This is a genomic window from Calidifontibacter indicus, assembly GCF_003386865.1.
GTDB lineage: Bacteria > Actinomycetota > Actinomycetes > Actinomycetales > Dermatophilaceae > Yimella > Yimella indica.
In genome coordinates, this window is the sequence record NZ_QTUA01000001.1 from 1,990,038 (window position 1) to 2,005,658 (window position 15,621).

Here is a 15,621-nt window from a genome sequence, read left to right on the forward strand (position 1 = left end):
GCTGAAGAGCCAAATTGAGTCCAATACAATATTGTTGTCACGATGTCGAGGAGGCATACCGATGAACCCCATCCGCTACCACGATGACATCGAGGTCCCCGTCGAGAACGAGGCCGAGATCTCCCAGCGAATCGTCGAACGAATGGCCGCCACCCAGGCGGAGAACGCCGACCGTCACCGCCACGCCCACCGCGACGCGCACGCCAAGAGCCACGCGATCATCACCGGGCAACTCACCGTCCACGACGACCTGCCGCACGAGCTCGCGCAGGGCATCTTCGCCACCCCCGGCACCCACGAGGTCGTCGCCCGCCTCTCGTCGGCACCCGGCGACATCCACTCCGACGAGATCCCTGCCCCGCGGGGTTTCGCGCTCAAGATCATCGGCGTGGAGGGCGAGCGCCTGTCCCCCGACCTCGGTGGCGCCAACCAGGACTTCCTCATGGTGAACTTCCCGACGCTCGCGTTCGGCACCGTGACCAAGTACGAGGACATGCTCGACATCCTCGAGAAGAACGCGAGCAACCCGGCCGCCGCGCAGAAGGCGGTCTCCGCCGCCGCCCGGGGCATCGCCTCGATCACCGAGAAACTCGGTCGCACCCCCGGCGCGACCGTCCAGGGCCTCGCGAACGACTACTCCCACATGCTCGGTGAGACCTTCTACACCCAGGCCGCGATCCGTTACGGCGACCACGTCGCCAAGATGTCCCTCGCGCCGACCGGGGAGGTCGCCGAGCTCACCGGCGTCGACGTCGGCGACGACTTCGACGCGATGCGTACCGCGGTCGTCCGCCACTTCATGACCAAGGGCGCGACGTACGAGCTGCGGGCGCAGCTGTGCACCGACCTGAAGACCATGCCCGTCGAGGACGCCGCCGTGCTCTGGGACGAGGACGAGTCTCCGTTCCGCGTGGTCGCGACGGTCCGTTTCGACCCGCAGGACGTCGGCGGACCCGCCCGTCGGGTCGCCGGTGACGACCACCTCGCGTTCAACCCGTGGAACGGAGTCGAGGCCCATCGGCCCCTCGGGTCGATCATGCGCGTGCGCAAGCTCGCCTACGAGTCGTCCTCGCGGCAGCGGCACGACCTCAACGCCGTGGCCCGCCGGGAGCCGGACTCCCTCGCCGACCTCACCGCCTGACCCCTCACCCCCTTGGAGGACCCCATGAACGAGAAGCTGACGTCCGAACAGACCCGCATCGACCCGCGCCTCTCGGAGGAGAGCCGCATGGAGGAGTTCCGCCGCGTGGTCAAGGAGGTCGCGGCCGACGCGCCGACGATCTCCCAGATCGCGATCAACTCCCTGCTCACCGACAAGAACCCGCTCCACGAGGGCACGTACGAGTCGGCCGGCCGGGCCGGTGCCCGCTCCGGCAACGTGTCCGAGCTGACCGCCATCGCCGACCTCAGGCCCGGCGGCGCCGACCGGCTGCGCCGCATCTTCGGCCTCACCGGCGGCGACTTCGACGGCGCCAAGCGCGTCTCGACGCTGCACAACATGCGGTTCGTGTTCCTCGACGACGACACGCGTGTGCTGTTCGCCACGGCCTACGACGGCGACTGGGACACCTACATCGACGACTTCGCGACGAAGATCCCCGAGCTCATGGACCTGTTGTTCGCCAACGTCGAGGGCTGGCCGGGGATCGACTCCCCGAAGGTCAAGGACTTCATCGCCGACCACCAGATCGACGCCGCCGCGTGGTTCGTCGCGAACCCGCAGGTGACGGTCGTGGACGTGCGCCGGTACCAGCGCATGGAGCAGGCCCTGGACACGTTCTTCGACGCGATGGCGGCGAACACCGCGATGGACGCGACGACCCGGGAGGCCCTGTCGGCGCTGTCGGACGCGGTGGCGACGCCGCAGGGGGTGGACTACTGATGCCGTTCGAGCACCTCAGGGAGCTGCGCAAGCGGTTCCGTCGGGAGAGCGTCACGCTGCAGCTCGACGACATCCAGTCCCTCATCCTGCGGTCGCGGCCCGAGCCCTACGTCGGGATCCACGCGGGGTTGCGGGTCGACACCCCCGAGGGGGGTCGTGCCCTGCTGGGGCGGCTCGTCGAGTACGTCCCCTCGGCGCAGGACTGGACCGCGGACATGCACGCGTGGACGGGGGTGGCGATCAGCCACGCCGGCCTCAAGGCGATGGGCCTGCCGGAGGAGTCCCTCGCGAGTTTCCCGCTGCCGTTCCGGCAGGGCATGGCGGCCCGCGCGGGCCAGCTCATGGACACGGGCGAGAACGCCCCGGAGACGTGGGAGGAGTTCTACAAGGACGACTCCCTGCACGTCGCGGTGACGATCTACGCCGACTCGGAGGAGTCCCTGGCGGACGCCGTGGAGAAGGCTCTGGGGTACCTGGAGGAGATCGACGGGGTCACCCTGCTCGGCACGCACGCGTTCGGGGCGCCGGATGCGGCCAACCCGTTCGGCTACCACGACTCGCTCAGCCAGCCGCTCGTCGCGGGCGCCGGCGTCGACGCCCTCCCGGGGCAGGAGCGGGCCATCGCCGCGGGCGAGTTCATCCTCGGGGAGGACAGCGAGACGGGTTCGCCCGTCGCCATGCCCTCGCCGGACGTGCTGGGTCGTAACGGCTCGTTCGTCGTGCTCCGCAAGTACGACAGCCGTGTCGGCGCCTGGAACGACTTCCTCCGCGAGCACGCGGAGGAGGACACGCAGGAGTCCCGCGACGCCCTCGGCGCGAAGCTCGTCGGCCGGTGGCGGTCGGGGGCGCCGCTCGTCCTCTCCCCCGAGAAGGACGACGTCGACCTCGGCATGGATCAGTCCCGCAACGACGACTTCGACTACTCCGACGACCGCCGCGGCCTCATGTGCCCCCACTCGGCGCACGTGCGCCGCATGAACCCGCGCGGCAGCGAGCTGACGATCCTCACGGACGAGAACATCCACCGGATCATCCGCCGCTCCTCGACGTTCGGCCCCGAATGGGACCCCGACCTCACCGCCGCCGACGACAAGGACGACGAGCGCGGCCTGTTCTTCATCTTCATCAGCGCCCGCGCCTACGACACGGTCGAGTTCCTCCAGCAGGAGTGGATCAACCGCGGCAACTTCGTCGACCTCGGCACCGAACGCGACCCCGTCGTCGGACTCCACGAGGAACCGGGCCGGTTCACCATCCCCGACCGCCCCGTCCGCAAGCGCGTCGACGGCGTGACCACGTTCAACCGCCTCCGCGGCGGCGAATACATGTTCATGCCCTCCCTCACCGCCCTCCGCTGGATCGCCGACGCGGGCTGGGAGAGCTGACCAGGCCGGCGGATCGAGACCGGTGCTCGCCCGGTCGTCCGCACCGGCGATGAACGAGAGGCCCCCTCCCAACCCGGGAGGGGGCCTCTCGACTTGGAACGCCGTGGCTCTGGGGCCGTCCGCGCCCTCGGACCTCACGAGGGCGAGCACGCGCTCGACGCGCTCAGCCGTGTCGATGGCCCCCCTGCCCCCTTCCTCACCCCGCATGACGTCATCGATGACGTCATCCGGGGGGCGGGGGTCAGGTGGTCGCGAGTTCCAGGACCTGGGCGGCGACCTCGCGGGCGGCGGGGACGGCGGACTCGACGAAGGAGGTGCGGGTGCGGCGTTCGACGAGGTCCTCCACCGTGAGGGCGCCCTCCGCCAGCACGCCGAAGAGCATCTCCGCACCGGTGTAGGCGACGCCCTCGGCGACGGGGCCCGCGAACCGGGGGTACCGACGGCCCAACTCCGCGACACGACCGGCCTCGGTGCCGTAACGGCGCACGAGACGGGTCGGTTCCTCGAGACGGGCCAGCACCTCCCGCGGCGCCGCGCCCACGAGCGGGAGCGTCCTCGTCCGGCACTCCCGGTCCGTCCCGAGACGACGGCAGGCGGCGTCCACGGCGTCCTCGGCCATCGTGCGATAGGTCGTGAGCTTGCCCCCGGCGATCGTCAGGGGCCGGCCAGGTTCGTCGATGAGCAGGTGCCGTCGGGACACGTCGGCGGTCGCGCCCGCCTCGACGAGTGCGCGCTCCGCGCCCTCCGACAGATCCCCCGACGCGCCGTGCTCGCGCCTCTCCCCGAACCCGTGCCTCCCGATCCGCCTCTTCGTCCCTCCCGTCGACCCGCCCGACGGAGTCGGCAGCACCAACGGCCGCAGCCCGGCGAACCGGCCCACCACGTCCTGCCTGGTCAGGGGGCGCTCCAGCGCGCGGTTGATCGTGGCGAGGAGGAAGTCCTCGTCGGATTCCGGCACCGGCGGAGCGATGCCGTCGACCCCGGGAGCGGCGTCGTCGGTGAGGCCGACGAGCACGAGGCCGTCGCTCTGTGGCAGAGCGAACACGAACCGGCCGAAGTGACCCGGCACCGGCGCGGTGAACACGGCGCTGGGACACCCGAGCGCCTCGGCCCGCACGACCAGGTGGGATCCGCGGCTCGGCGAGATCCGCAACGACGGGTCGTGTTCACCGGCCCACACGCCGGTCGCCGAGACGACCGTGCCCCGAGCCTCGACGCTCTCGCCCGTCGTCTCGTCCGTGAGGGTGAGTCGGTCCTCACGCAGGTCGGTCGCGGCGCACCGGGTGAGGACGTCCGCGCCGTGCGCCGCGGCGGTGCGGGCCAGCGCGATCACGAGGCGGGCGTCGTCCTCGAGCTGACCGTCGGTGTAGTAGACGGCACCGCGCAAGGGCCCTACCCCCGGATCTTGGACACGGGGTGTGATTACGCAGCCGTCGGCAGCGTAGCGGTGTTGCCGGTCTCGTAGAGGACCGGCGGGACGTAGCGGCACCACGAATGGCGTCGCTTGGTGTTGTAGCGGACGAGCCACCTGAAGACCTGCCGCGGCAGACCAGTTCGTTGCTCCAGCAGGCGGCGTCTTGGAGAACCTCGCGCTTCATGGTGGCGTTGAACGACTCGGCCAACGCGTTGTCCGCGCTGGACCCGACGGCGCCCATGGACTGGGTGACGCCGAGCTTGCGACAGAGCTTGGCGTAGTCCTTCGAGCAGTAGACCGACCCGTGGTCGCTGTGAAATACGCTGCCCTTGAGGGTGCCCCGGGTTGCGGCGGCGGCCTTCAACGCGTCCTCGACGAGCTCGGTACGCATGTGGTCAGCGATGGCCCACCCGACAAGCCGACGGCTGTAGCAGTCGATCACGGTCGCCAGGTAGAGGTTCGTGCCGTCGGCGATCGGCAGATAGGTGATGTCGCCGACGTAGCGCAGCCCTGGCGCCGGGGCGGTGAAGTCGCGCTTGACCAGGTCGGGGTACTTCTGGCCAGACGGTTCGGGGATCGTGGTCCGCACCCGCCGCTTCTTCACATAGCCCCGGATTCCTTGCAGCCGCATCACCCTGGCGACGCGCTTGTGGTTTACCCGCTCACCGGCAGGCGCGCTGTCGTTGAGCTCGGCGGTGATCCGTGGCGCACCCTGGGTGTTGTCCTCGGCATGGACAGCCCTGATCCGCTCTGCCAGCGCCGCGTCGTCAGCTGCCCTGGCTTCTCGGGCCGGGGCAGCCTTGAGCCAGGCGTAGTAGGACGAGCGCTCGATCTCGACGGGCTCACACAGTCGCTTCACCTCGAAGGTGGCGGAGTTGTCGGCGACGAACTGGAAGCGACTCATCAGCCCGTCTCCCCAGCGAAATACTTGGCCGCCCGCTGGAGGATCTCCCGCTCGGTGGTCAGCTTCGTCGTCTCGACCTCGAGCTCGTTGACCCGGGCCTCGAGCCGGGCGATCTTCTGCTCAGGCGTCTCACCGGCGGGACCCGTAGGGCTTGTCGGCGACGGCTTGGACTGCAGTGGGCTGGAGGTCAATGTCCCGTCAGCGGCGGTCTTCTTGCCGGTCCCGTAGACCGCGAGCCAGTGCCGCAGCGTGCCGCGCACGATGCCGAGATCCTCGGCGATGCCGCGGACCGTGGCGCCCGGGGTGGACTCGTACAAGTCGACGGCCTGACGACGGAACTCCTCGGAGTAGTTCTTCCTGGCCATGATTCCTGGATCATCTCGCTTCCCCAGCAGGTGCTGGATTCAGCGTGTCCAAGAACCGGGGTCAAGCCCCGACGTGCGCCCGATCTACACCGCCCCGACCGCGGCCGCGGCCAGGGACCGGTTCGAGGAGTTCGCCGAGAAATGGGGCAAGCCCTACCCGGCGATCGTGCGGCTGTGGGAGAACGCCTGGGCGGAGTTCATCCCGTTCCTGGACTACGACATCGAGATCCGCAAGGTGATCTGCTCGACCAACGCGATCGAGTCCCTCAACGCCCGCTACCGCCGGGCGATCCGCGCCCGGGGCCACTTCCCCAACGAGCAGGCCGCGATGAAGACCCTGTACCTCGTCACTCGGAGTCTGGACCCCAAGGGCACCGGACAGACACGATGGACCATGCGCTGGAAGCCAGCGTTGAACGCCTTTGCTATCACCTTCGCCGACCGCATGCCGGCCGCCGAAGACCGCTGACCATGAAAACGCCACTTACACCGTTAGGCGGACAGTCCCACGAGATGGTCACCAAGGTGAGGAGGCGCCGGGTGTGGGAGCTGCACGAGCGCCGAGGGCGGGCGACCGACACCCCGTGGAAGTACCGCAAGCTGCTCACCTGCGCCGGTGACCGGCTCACCGTCCGGCAGCGCACCAAGCTGCAGCAGATCCTGGCCGAGGACGTCGAGCTGGCCGTCGCGTGGGGCATCAAGGAACACGTCCGCCAGGTCCTCACCGCCACCGACACGCCCTCCTTCCAGCGGCACTGGGCCCGCCTTGAGAGCGCCGTGCGAGCCACCCACCTGCCCGAGCCGGCCGCGCTGTTCCGGACCCTGCTGGCCTGGCGTCGTGAGCTGCTCACCTTCTGCCGAACCAGGGTCACGAACGCTCGCACCGAGGCGGCGAACCTGACCGCCAAGACGATCAAGAGGGTCGGGCGCGGGTACCGCAACCATCGGAACTACAGATGCCGCATCATTGGCTATGCGCCCCGACCGATCGCGGCGTGAACACCCAGCACCACGCTCAAAGTTGAAGAGCCGGCATCGCGCACCACAACCACACGCAGCGCAGGAACACCGACCAGTCGAGCAGCACCGCTGCCGCGGACGTCCAGAGCAGTCGCCAGCCGCGCTTGCGCCGGCTCGGGATCTCCAGCACCCAGACGATCGCGCCCAACAGGATCAACAGCAGCATCATCAGCGGCGCGCCGATCGCGTAGATGGGGTCGCGGACGAGGCGGCGCACGACGCGCGGCGGCACGGGCGGGTTCATCGGCCGTGCTCGGCGAGGTGGCGTGTGGCCGCGTCGTAGGCGTTGTCGATGCGCCGACGCACCGCGGTCGCGTTCATCTGCCCGATCGACACTCCCGGCGCCGATTCGGTGCCGGTCGGCAGTACGACGAGGTCGACCTCGTCGGGCACCGACTCGATCTCCTCCATGTAGCGGTGTCGACGTGCGATCTCGAACGCGACCTGACCGACCTGCCACGGCCAGCGCGGCGGTGCCAGCGGCCGGTCGACGCGTCCGACATGCATCACGTAGATGCGTTCGCAGCCGAGCAGCATCGCCCGGCCGACCGGGATGGAGTGCACCAGGCCGCCGTCGAAGTAGTGCTCGTCGCCGATGCGGAACGGTGGGAAGACGCCCGGCACGGAGCACGACGCGATGACGGCTTCGGCCAGTGGTCCCTTGGTGAACCATTGCGCCACAGCGCGTTCCACGCTCGCGGCCACGCACTGGAACGGGATCTGCAGGTCTTCGATCGTCTGCGCTGGCAACTCGTCGCGCAGCAACTGCAACAACCCGCCGGTCGGGTAGACGTGCGTGCGTAGGTCGGAGCCGCGCGGACGCCGCAGGTAGGAGGCGCGCTCGCGCAACCCGCGCAGCGTGGTGAGCCGGGTCCACATGTCCTCGAGGTCGGCAAGCCCGTCGGCGTCCGGGCGCCCCGCGTACGCGGCGCCGTTGATCGCGCCGATGCTGGTGCCCAGCACCAGGTCGGGGACGATTCCGGCTTCGAGCAGGGCACGCAGCGCGCCGATCTGGGTGGCCCCGAGCACTCCGCCGCCGCCGAGAACGAACGCGGTGCGCGGGGTTTGTGCAGCCATGACATCGACACTAGTGATCAAGTGATTCGCCCGGACGCTAGATGGATTCCGCTGGCAGTGAACCCGACCGTCCGGCACCGGACGCCTCGGGCGGTCTTTGCCAAGTCTTTAGGTTCTGGTACTGGCGGGTGGCACTATCCAAGGGGCAGCATCGATCGCAGAGCGCACAGGGGCGCTCGCCGTCTCAAGGGGACAAGGGGCTGATTGTTGTGATTGTCGTACCAGTCGTTGGCTTTGGGATCGGGTTCGCAGGTCACCTCGAGTGCCGCTGGGACGGGCTGGTTCCGACTGCTGGGGCAGGACAACCGGGTCATTGCAAACACGGACGGCACGGTTTTGTTGCTGGCGTCGGACGCGCAGCAGGAGCGATTCGTCCCGTTGTCGGGCAGTTCCTCGTACACCTCGCCTGCGTCTCGTCGCGCCCGGTCCGGAAACTCTTCTTGGTGCCGCAAGTACGGTGTGGTCAGTGAGAGGAATTATTCCGACTGCAGGGACCTGTAATGCGCCTAGTCTCATGGTTTGCAACCGTCGTTGGTTTCATGATTCTCCTCGGCACCTTGATTCTCATGGCGAACGGTAGTGACATCGACAAGTATCGAGTAATTGGCCCTGCCCTACTACTTGCCGCGGGCGTCCTTGGGCTATCGCGCAATTCTGAATGATCGCGGGTTGGCGATGGGTAGAAGCTGAGATGCAATTGACGCTTCCTCGCGGCCGCTTACGCGCCCGACCAACGCTTCGGATCCGTGCTTTCGCAGCCACGTTTGTGGCCGGAGGTCTCGCCACGGTTGGGTCATTCGTGGCCGCATCGCCCGCAGCGGCGGCCACGAAATACTGCGCGAACGTGACACCGGTTTCGCAGCGGCCGACCTTGTACCAAGGCGATGACGGGTGGTGCGTGCAGGAACTCCAAGCACGCCTCAACCGCAACGGCTACCCGGTCAGCCAGACGCACACGTTCGGCCCGGTGGCTCTCGACTACGTCAAGCAGTTCCAGACCACGAAGGCGCTACCCGCGACCGGGGTTGTCGACGCGCGCACTTGGACGGCGCTGATCGGCGGAACGCAGGAGATCCCGCTGTACACGACGGCAGTCCAGTACATCGAGCAGCGCGGACCGAACCGCACCGCACGGGTCGTGCTGTCGTTCGATGATTGTCCGAAGTCGTACACCGCGTTCAAAGCAGTGGTCGACGCGGCTGCTGCATCGCGAGTGACGATCGTGCTCGCCCCGACCGGCGACTGTCAGCGCGGCTCGACGTTCAGCGCCACCTACGCGCGGTCCAAGGGCCAGATCGTCATCGGCCACTCCAACACCCACCCCAACCTCCGCAACCTCACCGACGCGCAGGTGCTGGCGCAGATCGATCCGGCCTCGGCCGCCTCGGGGTACATGCGTCCGCCGTACGGCTCGTGGGATGCCCGGGTCACGAAACTCCTTGCGAGCAAGGGGGTTCGCGTCTGGGCTTGGACCCGGGATACGGGCGACTGGGCGGGCGCGTCGCAGGCCGCCATCGTGAACTACTTGGCGACGACGACGCAGTCGAACGACACCGTGCTCGCACACATGACCTGGAACGCGTTCAACCCGACCGCGCTGGCGCAGATCAAGGCCGGTCTGGCAACCCGAGGGCTCGCGCTCTGTCAGGCGTTCGCCGGCACGACCGCGCCGTCCCGCTTGCCCGATCAGTTGCCGTGCACCGGCGGGGTGAACCACTGGACGGCGCGTGCACGACCGGCGGCGATCCAGGACCACACGTCGTGGCGTGGGTCGGGCTCTGGCGGCACGAGGTAGCGCGGGGGAGCGCAGGTAGCCCTGTGAGACCCAGGTCATATGGTGGGGTCATGCTAGCCGCCTACGCCGCCCGCACCGACGCCGAAAACCCGCTGTCCGCCCTGGAGGTGGGCGAGATCGAGCCGGGGGAGACCCCCGCCGACTGGGTCACCGTCCGAATGCGGGCCTCGAGCCTCAACCACCACGACATCTGGTCGCTGCGCGGCGTCGGGCTGCCGGCCGACCGGTTGCCGATGATTCTTGGCTGCGACGGTGTCGGTGAGACCGAAGACGGTCGAATCGTGGTGTTGCACGCCGTGATTCCGAGCGCCGGATGGACGGGCGACGAGACCCTCGACCCTAAGCGCAGTCTGCTCTCCGAGCGCTACCCGGGCACGCTCGCCGAGCAGGTGCGGGTGCCGGCCGGCAACCTGGTCGCGCTGCCCGAGGGCATGCCGATCGAGCACGCCGCGTGTGTGTCGACCAGTTGGTTGACGGCCTTCCGGATGCTCTTCGTGCAGTCGGGCGTGCGACCGGGCGACACCGTGCTGGTGCAGGGCGCGGGCGGCGGTGTCGCGACCGCTGCCGTCCAGTTGGGGTCGGCGGCCGGCCTGCGGATGTTCGTCACCAGCCGCGACGAGGCGCGCGGCGCCAAGGCCGTCGAGCTTGGTGCCGAGGCCGCGTTCGCTTCGGGTGAGCGGCTGCCGCAGCGCGTCGACGCCGTGCTGGAGACGGTCGGTGCAGCGACGTGGTCGCATTCGGTGAAGTCGCTCAAGCCGGGTGGCACCATCGTCATCGCAGGAGCGACGTCGGGTGATGCGCCGCCGGCCGAGCTGACGCGAATCTTCTTCCAGCAGATGCGAGTTCAGGGTTCGACGATGGGCACTCGCACCGAGCTTCAGCAGTTGCTGAGTTTCATGGCGAGCCGCCGCATCGAGCCGGTGATCGACTCCGTGCGCCCGCTGTCGCAGGCGCGCGACGCGTTCGAGCGGATGGAGAGTGGAGAGGTGTTCGGCAAGCTGGTGCTGACGGTCTAGTCGGCCAGCAGCGCCGCAAGGGTTGCGCCGAGTTCGTAGGCGCGCTCCAATGCTGCGTCGTGGACATCGCCGGTCACCTCGAGCACCGGGGCCGCCTGCTTCCACCCCAGCGCCCCGACGATGGAGGTCGCCGCACGCACCGCGCCGGTGAGGTCGTAGCGGCCGTGCACGTAGAGCCCGAACGGTCGCCCCGCCGTCGTGCCGCCGGTCGATGCCGCCGAGCCGGAGTCGTCCAGTGCCCCGCCGATGGCGAGGAAGGTCGAGTCGAACATGTGCTTCAGCGCTCCGGACATGTACCCGAAGTTCGCCGGGGTGCCGAGCAGGTAGCCGTCGGCGGCGAGCAGGTCGTCGGCCGAGGTCGAGAGCGCCTCACGTACTTCCACGCGCACGCCCTCGATCGCATCGTCGTTCGCGCCCGTCACAACGGCGTCGGTCAGCGCCCGGGTCGAGCGAGTGGGGGAGTGATGAGCGATCAGGAGCGTGCACGGGGTCGTCGACATGGGACAAGCCAACCGCATCGGCTGAGTACGCTGCCCGAATGGGCATCGGCGGTTGGGAACTGCACGACGAGGAGTTCGAGTGGTTCTACGGTGGGTGGGCCGGGCGCACACCGTCGGATGCAGCCTCCTTCTTCGAGGGCTACCCGGGCCTGTGGTGGATCGCCGGTGGTTACGCGATCGAGGCGCTCACCGGGCCATTGCGGCAGCACGACGACTGCGATCCGGCGGTGCTCGGCGGCGAGTTCGAGTTGCTGCGCGCGCACGCACGCGGCCGGATGCAGCTGTGGTCGTGCAGCAGCGGGATGATGCGGCCGGTGTTCGAATCGCTGCCGGCCGGTGACGAGCGGTTGCAGCTCAGCGCGAGCGGCCAGGTGTGGGCGCGGCGCTCCGCCGGTGATCCGTGGGAGTTCGACATCCTCATCTCGCCGGGCACGCCCGAAACCTGGGTCTACAAGCGCGACCCTGCGCTCACGATGCCGATGGCCGACGCCCTGGTCGAAGTGGACGGCATCCGCTACCTGCGTGCCGAGATCCAGTTGTTGCACAAAGCGCTTCGCGTGCGACCGAAGGATCAGGCCGACTTCGATGCGTGCCTGCCGTTGCTCGAGGAGCAGCGCCGACGCTGGCTCGCAGACGCCTTGGCGCAGACGCTCGGCGCCGAACACCGGTGGGTGTCGCTGCTGAACCAATGAGGATTATTCAACCAATGGGTTGACAATCGAGGGATGGCGCGTACCGTTGTTATCAACCAATCGGTTGAGAAAGGTTCGGGAGATGAGTGACGAGCTGTCGAAGGTGTTCGCCGCACTGGCGGACCCGACGCGCCGTGACATCGTTGCGCGGCTCGTCATCGGTGACGCCACCGTCGGCGAACTCGCTGCTCCTTACGACATGAGCCTGCAGGCGATCAGCAAGCACCTCAAGGTGCTCGAGGCCGCAGGTCTGGTCAGTCGCAGCCGAGACGCCCAGCGCCGTCCGGTGCATCTGGAAGCGGACGTGCTGGGGACCATGACCGACTGGGTGCAGCAGCACCAGAGGCGAGCCGAGGAACGCATGTCGCGGCTCGACCGGGTGCTCGCCGAAGCAGGACGGCACACGCCGAATCATTCGCAGCACCGATCAGAGGGAGAACCGTCATGAGCACCAACACGGGCGAACGCAACACCACTGCGACGATCGAGGCCGACCCCGACCTGCCGATCATCCGCATCACCCGCGACTTCCACGCGACGACGGAGCAGTTGTTTCGGGCGCACACCGACCCCGACCTCTATATGAAGTGGGTCGGCCCGAACGACATCGGCACGGAGATCGACTACTGGGACGCTCGCACCGGCGGCAGCTGGCGATTCACCAATGTGCGGGGCGGGGAGGAGTACGGGTTCCACGGTTCGTTCCACGAGGTGAGTCCCACCCGCATGGTGCAGACCTTCACCTGGGAGGCCATGCCCGAGGGCGTCTCGCTGGAAACGCTGGTCTTCGAAGACCTCGGCGACGGTTGGACCCGGCTGCACGCGCAGTCGTTGGTCGAGTCGTTCGAGGCCCGCGACGGATGGCTGAACAGCGGCATGGAGGTCGGTGTCAACGACGGCTACGCCAAGCTCGACGGCCTCGTCTCCGATGGGGCGATCGCGTGACGCGCTTGCCCGACCAGCCGATCGCCGAGAAGCACCGCATCATCTCCGGCGGCTTCACGCAGCGGGTTCGGGGCGTCACCGACTGGGACGCTCCGACCCCGGTGCAGGAGTGGACGGCGCGCGACGTCGTCGAGCACCTGACGTGGATCCGTTCGGTGCTCGGCGACGCGGTGTCGCTGGCGCCGCTGCCGGCGGCCGACGATCCGGTGGCGCTGTGGGAGGCGCACGCCGGGCAGATCCAGGCGATCCTCGACGATCCGGAATCGATGAATCTGCCTCACTAGCAACCGAATACGGGCGACAACCCGGTGCCGGTGCTGATCGACCGCATCTACACCGGCGATGTCTTCTTTCACACCTGGGACCTCGCCCGCTCGAACGGTCTCGACGACACGCTCGACGCCGACCTGGTGCACGACGCGTACGCCGGCATGTCGGCGGCGGAGGAGTTCCTGCGTCCGACCGGACAGTTCGGGCAGCAGCAGCCCGTCGCCGCCGATGCCCCGAGCAGGACAAGCTGTTCGCGTTCCTCGGGCGCGACCCCCACTGGACCCCACCCGCGCGCTGACACCCCCTCGCGAATGTTTGCAGGATCGTGCGCGTGCGCGCGCGATCCTGCAAACATTCGGGGTGTTCGTGAATCGCGCCAGTACGGACACTGCCGGTGGTGGCTCGCCCGGTCTCCCCGTACGGAAGGCTCACCGCGGCGGGACGCGTTACGCCCCCAGCGCGAGCTTGCGAAGCGCTGGGGGCGTGAACCGCGAAGGAGCCGCGATCAAAAATTGATCATGTGGCCTTCGATGCCGTGGAACGCTTCCTTGAGCGCCTCACCCAGGGTCGGGTGGGCGAACACGACGCGCGACATCTCGGCGGCGGTGAGGTCCCAGGTGGTGGCGGTGACGGCGGCCGGGAGGAGTTCGGTGACGTCGGGGCCGATCATGTGGACACCGAGGATCTCGTTGTGCTTGGCGTCGGCGACGACCTTGACGAAGCCGACGGGCTCGCCGAGGCCCATGGCCTTGCCGTTGGCGGTGAACGGGAACTTGGCGGTCTTGACCTCGTGGCCGGCGTCCTTGGCCTGGGCTTCGGACAACCCCATCGAACCGATCTGCGGCATGCAGTAGGTGGCGCGGGGGATGTTCTGGAAGTCGATGGTCTGGGTTTCGGCGCCGGCGATTGTCTCGGCGGCGACGATGCCCATGGCTTCGGCGACGTGGGCGAGCATAAGCTTGCCGGTGATGTCGCCGATCGCGTAGACGCCGTCGACGTTGGTGCGGCCGTAGTCGTCGACCTTGATCGCACCGCGGTCGGTGGTCTCGACGCCCACGGACTCCAGGCCGTAGCCCTCGAGGCGCGGCGCGAAGCCGATGGCCGACAGGAGGCGGTCGGCTTCGAGCACCTGCTGGTCGCCACCCTTGGCGGGGGAGACCGTGACCTTGACGCCGGAGCCGGTGTCTTCGACCGACTCGACCTTGGTGCCGGTGAGCACCTTGACGCCGAGCTTCTTGTAGTGCTTGGCGAGTTCCTTGGAGATCTCTTCGTCTTCGGTCGGCACCATGCGGTCGAGGAACTCGACGATGGTGACGTCGACGCCGAAGTTGGTCATCACGTAGGCGAACTCAACACCGATCGCGCCGGAGCCGGCGATGACGATCGACTTGGGGAGGTTGGGGTCGAGGATCTGCTCCTCGTAGGTCACGACGTTGTCGCTGACCGTGACGCCCGGCAGCATGCGCGTGGTGGCGCCGGCGGCGATGATGAGGTTGTCGAAGCTGAGCTCCTGGGTCTGTCCCGAGTTGAGCTCCACCGACATCGACTTGGCGCCGTTGAGGGTGCCCCAGCCGTCGATCTCGGTGATCTTGTTCTTCTTCATCAGGAAGTGGACACCCTTGACGATGCCCTCGGAGACGGCACGGCTGCGCTTGTGCGTCGGGCCGTACTCCATCGAGGCATCGCCGACGATGCCGAACTTGTCCTTCTCGTGGGTGAGCGTGTGCGACAGCTCCGCGTTCTTCAGCAGGGCCTTCGACGGAATGCACCCGACGTTGAGACAGACACCTCCCCAGTACTTCTTCTCAACCACAGCGACCTTCAGGCCGAGCTGGCTAGCGCGGATGGCGGCGACGTACCCGCCAGGGCCGGCACCGAGGACAACGACGTCAAAGTGATCTGCCACGGGCTGAGCCTAACGCCGTCGGACGCCGTCGTGCGGGCGGCCGTCCAACCCGGCGGTAGTGGGGTTCAGGCGTGCGGCGGGTCGAGTCGCTCGATGCGGGTCACCGCGGTGAGCGGCAACGGGCCGTAGAGGTGCGGGAACAGTTCCTCGGAGCCGGGGTTGCCGGGTTCGGGACGCACGTCGAGCCCGGTCGGGTCGATGGTGAGCAGCAGCAGCGGGGTGGTGACGTCGGCGTAGAAGCGCTGCCTGGTAGCCGGCCACTGATGCTTGAACGAAAGGTGGATGAAGCCCTGCTCTTCGAGGGTGACACCACGGGTCGAGACCCGGTACTCACCCTGTCCCTGCGCCAGGATCCAGTCTGCAGGAAGGGCGAGGTGGAACAGTTCGGTGGTCGGCTCGGATTTCATGGTCGAGATTGAAGCAGTGGGGGCGCGAAGGACTCACCGGGCC

General features: G+C 68.2%; 15 protein-coding genes and 3 pseudogenes. 11 read left to right on the forward strand and 7 right to left on the reverse strand.

The window, feature by feature from the left end; translation table 11 throughout:
• The first annotated feature begins 61 nt into the window (after positions 1-61).
• The 3 genes from DFJ65_RS09520 to DFJ65_RS09530 are packed head-to-tail and all read left to right on the forward strand — an operon-like array spanning position 62 to position 3,267.
• Positions 62-1,141, forward strand: a complete 1,080-nt coding sequence (locus DFJ65_RS09520) for a catalase family protein (protein ID WP_154594327.1) — start codon at positions 62-64, stop codon at positions 1,139-1,141.
• Positions 1,142-1,165: 24 nt separating this feature from the next.
• Positions 1,166-1,882, forward strand: a complete 717-nt coding sequence (locus tag DFJ65_RS09525) for a hypothetical protein (protein WP_044496629.1) — start codon at positions 1,166-1,168, stop codon at positions 1,880-1,882.
• The gene (locus DFJ65_RS09530; protein WP_044496630.1) at positions 1,882-3,267 is read left to right on the forward strand and encodes a Dyp-type peroxidase; all 1,386 of its coding nucleotides are present in this window, start codon (positions 1,882-1,884) and stop codon (positions 3,265-3,267) included. The genes DFJ65_RS09525 and DFJ65_RS09530 overlap by 1 nt, the downstream gene beginning before the upstream one ends.
• Before the next feature lie 241 nt (positions 3,268-3,508).
• On the opposite strand, the gene DFJ65_RS09535 is transcribed toward DFJ65_RS09530, so the two are convergent.
• Positions 3,509-4,654: a glycerol-3-phosphate dehydrogenase/oxidase gene (locus DFJ65_RS09535; protein ID WP_019310328.1), complete on the reverse strand. Its 1,146-nt coding sequence runs from the start codon at positions 4,652-4,654 to the stop codon at positions 3,509-3,511.
• A 35-nt stretch (positions 4,655-4,689) separates the two neighbouring features.
• Positions 4,690-5,950, reverse strand: a pseudogene (locus tag DFJ65_RS09540) (IS3 family transposase).
• On the opposite strand from DFJ65_RS09540, the pseudogene DFJ65_RS09545 reads away from it, so the two are divergent.
• Both DFJ65_RS09545 and DFJ65_RS09550 read left to right on the forward strand, forming a co-directional pair.
• Positions 5,949-6,419: pseudogene (locus tag DFJ65_RS09545) on the forward strand (transposase); the annotation flags it as partial. The pseudogenes DFJ65_RS09540 and DFJ65_RS09545 sit on opposite strands and share 2 nt — an antisense overlap.
• Before the next feature lie 44 nt (positions 6,420-6,463).
• Positions 6,464-6,949 (forward strand): annotated as a pseudogene (locus DFJ65_RS09550) (ISL3 family transposase); the annotation flags it as partial.
• Positions 6,950-6,965: 16 nt separating this feature from the next.
• On the opposite strand, the gene DFJ65_RS09555 reads toward DFJ65_RS09550, so the two are convergent.
• The gene (locus DFJ65_RS09555) at positions 6,966-7,214 is read right to left on the reverse strand and encodes a hypothetical protein (protein ID WP_115922825.1); all 249 of its coding nucleotides are present in this window, start codon (positions 7,212-7,214) and stop codon (positions 6,966-6,968) included.
• Positions 7,211-8,047, reverse strand: coding sequence for a patatin-like phospholipase family protein (locus DFJ65_RS09560; protein ID WP_115922826.1), 837 nt, complete (start codon positions 8,045-8,047; stop codon positions 7,211-7,213). Before DFJ65_RS09560 ends, DFJ65_RS09555 begins: the two co-directional genes overlap by 4 nt.
• Positions 8,048-8,945: 898 nt before the next feature.
• Between DFJ65_RS09560 and DFJ65_RS09565 the strand changes: the two genes are divergently transcribed.
• Together DFJ65_RS09565 and DFJ65_RS09570 are read left to right on the forward strand one after the other, a co-directional pair.
• Entirely contained in the window at positions 8,946-9,842 is an 897-nt protein-coding gene (locus DFJ65_RS09565) for a peptidoglycan-binding protein (protein ID WP_170144051.1), read from the forward strand.
• 50 nt (positions 9,843-9,892) lie between these two features.
• Positions 9,893-10,858 carry a zinc-binding dehydrogenase gene (locus tag DFJ65_RS09570; RefSeq protein WP_115922828.1) on the forward strand — a complete coding sequence of 322 codons (966 nt, stop codon included), beginning with the start codon at positions 9,893-9,895 and terminating at the stop codon, positions 10,856-10,858.
• Here DFJ65_RS09570 and DFJ65_RS09575 read toward each other — a convergent pair.
• Complete coding sequence (locus tag DFJ65_RS09575) at positions 10,855-11,358, reverse strand: flavodoxin family protein (RefSeq protein WP_115922829.1); 504 nt, start codon at positions 11,356-11,358, stop codon at positions 10,855-10,857. The genes DFJ65_RS09570 and DFJ65_RS09575 overlap by 4 nt on opposite strands.
• Before the next feature lie 38 nt (positions 11,359-11,396).
• Between DFJ65_RS09575 and DFJ65_RS09580 the strand changes: the two genes are divergently transcribed.
• The 4 genes from DFJ65_RS09580 (at position 11,397) to DFJ65_RS18085 (ending at position 13,279) form a co-directional block, all read left to right on the forward strand.
• Positions 11,397-12,050 carry a hypothetical protein gene (locus tag DFJ65_RS09580; protein WP_115922830.1) on the forward strand — a complete coding sequence of 218 codons (654 nt, stop codon included), beginning with the start codon at positions 11,397-11,399 and terminating at the stop codon, positions 12,048-12,050.
• Between the two features lie 82 nt (positions 12,051-12,132).
• Positions 12,133-12,498, forward strand: a complete 366-nt coding sequence (locus DFJ65_RS09585) for an ArsR/SmtB family transcription factor (RefSeq protein ID WP_115922831.1) — start codon at positions 12,133-12,135, stop codon at positions 12,496-12,498.
• Positions 12,495-12,995: an SRPBCC family protein gene (locus tag DFJ65_RS09590; RefSeq protein ID WP_115922832.1), complete on the forward strand. Its 501-nt coding sequence runs from the start codon at positions 12,495-12,497 to the stop codon at positions 12,993-12,995. The genes DFJ65_RS09585 and DFJ65_RS09590 overlap by 4 nt, the downstream gene beginning before the upstream one ends.
• Positions 12,992-13,279, forward strand: coding sequence for a maleylpyruvate isomerase N-terminal domain-containing protein (locus DFJ65_RS18085; protein ID WP_245950158.1), 288 nt, complete (start codon positions 12,992-12,994; stop codon positions 13,277-13,279). Before DFJ65_RS09590 ends, DFJ65_RS18085 begins: the two co-directional genes overlap by 4 nt.
• A gap of 491 nt (positions 13,280-13,770) precedes the next feature.
• Here the strand turns inward: DFJ65_RS18085 and lpdA are convergent, their stop codons facing one another.
• Entirely contained in the window at positions 13,771-15,171 is a 1,401-nt protein-coding gene (gene lpdA, locus DFJ65_RS09600) for a dihydrolipoyl dehydrogenase (protein WP_115922833.1), read from the reverse strand.
• A gap of 65 nt (positions 15,172-15,236) precedes the next feature.
• Complete coding sequence (locus DFJ65_RS09605; protein ID WP_115922834.1) at positions 15,237-15,578, reverse strand: DUF952 domain-containing protein; 342 nt, start codon at positions 15,576-15,578, stop codon at positions 15,237-15,239.
• Positions 15,579-15,621 lie beyond the last annotated feature (43 nt).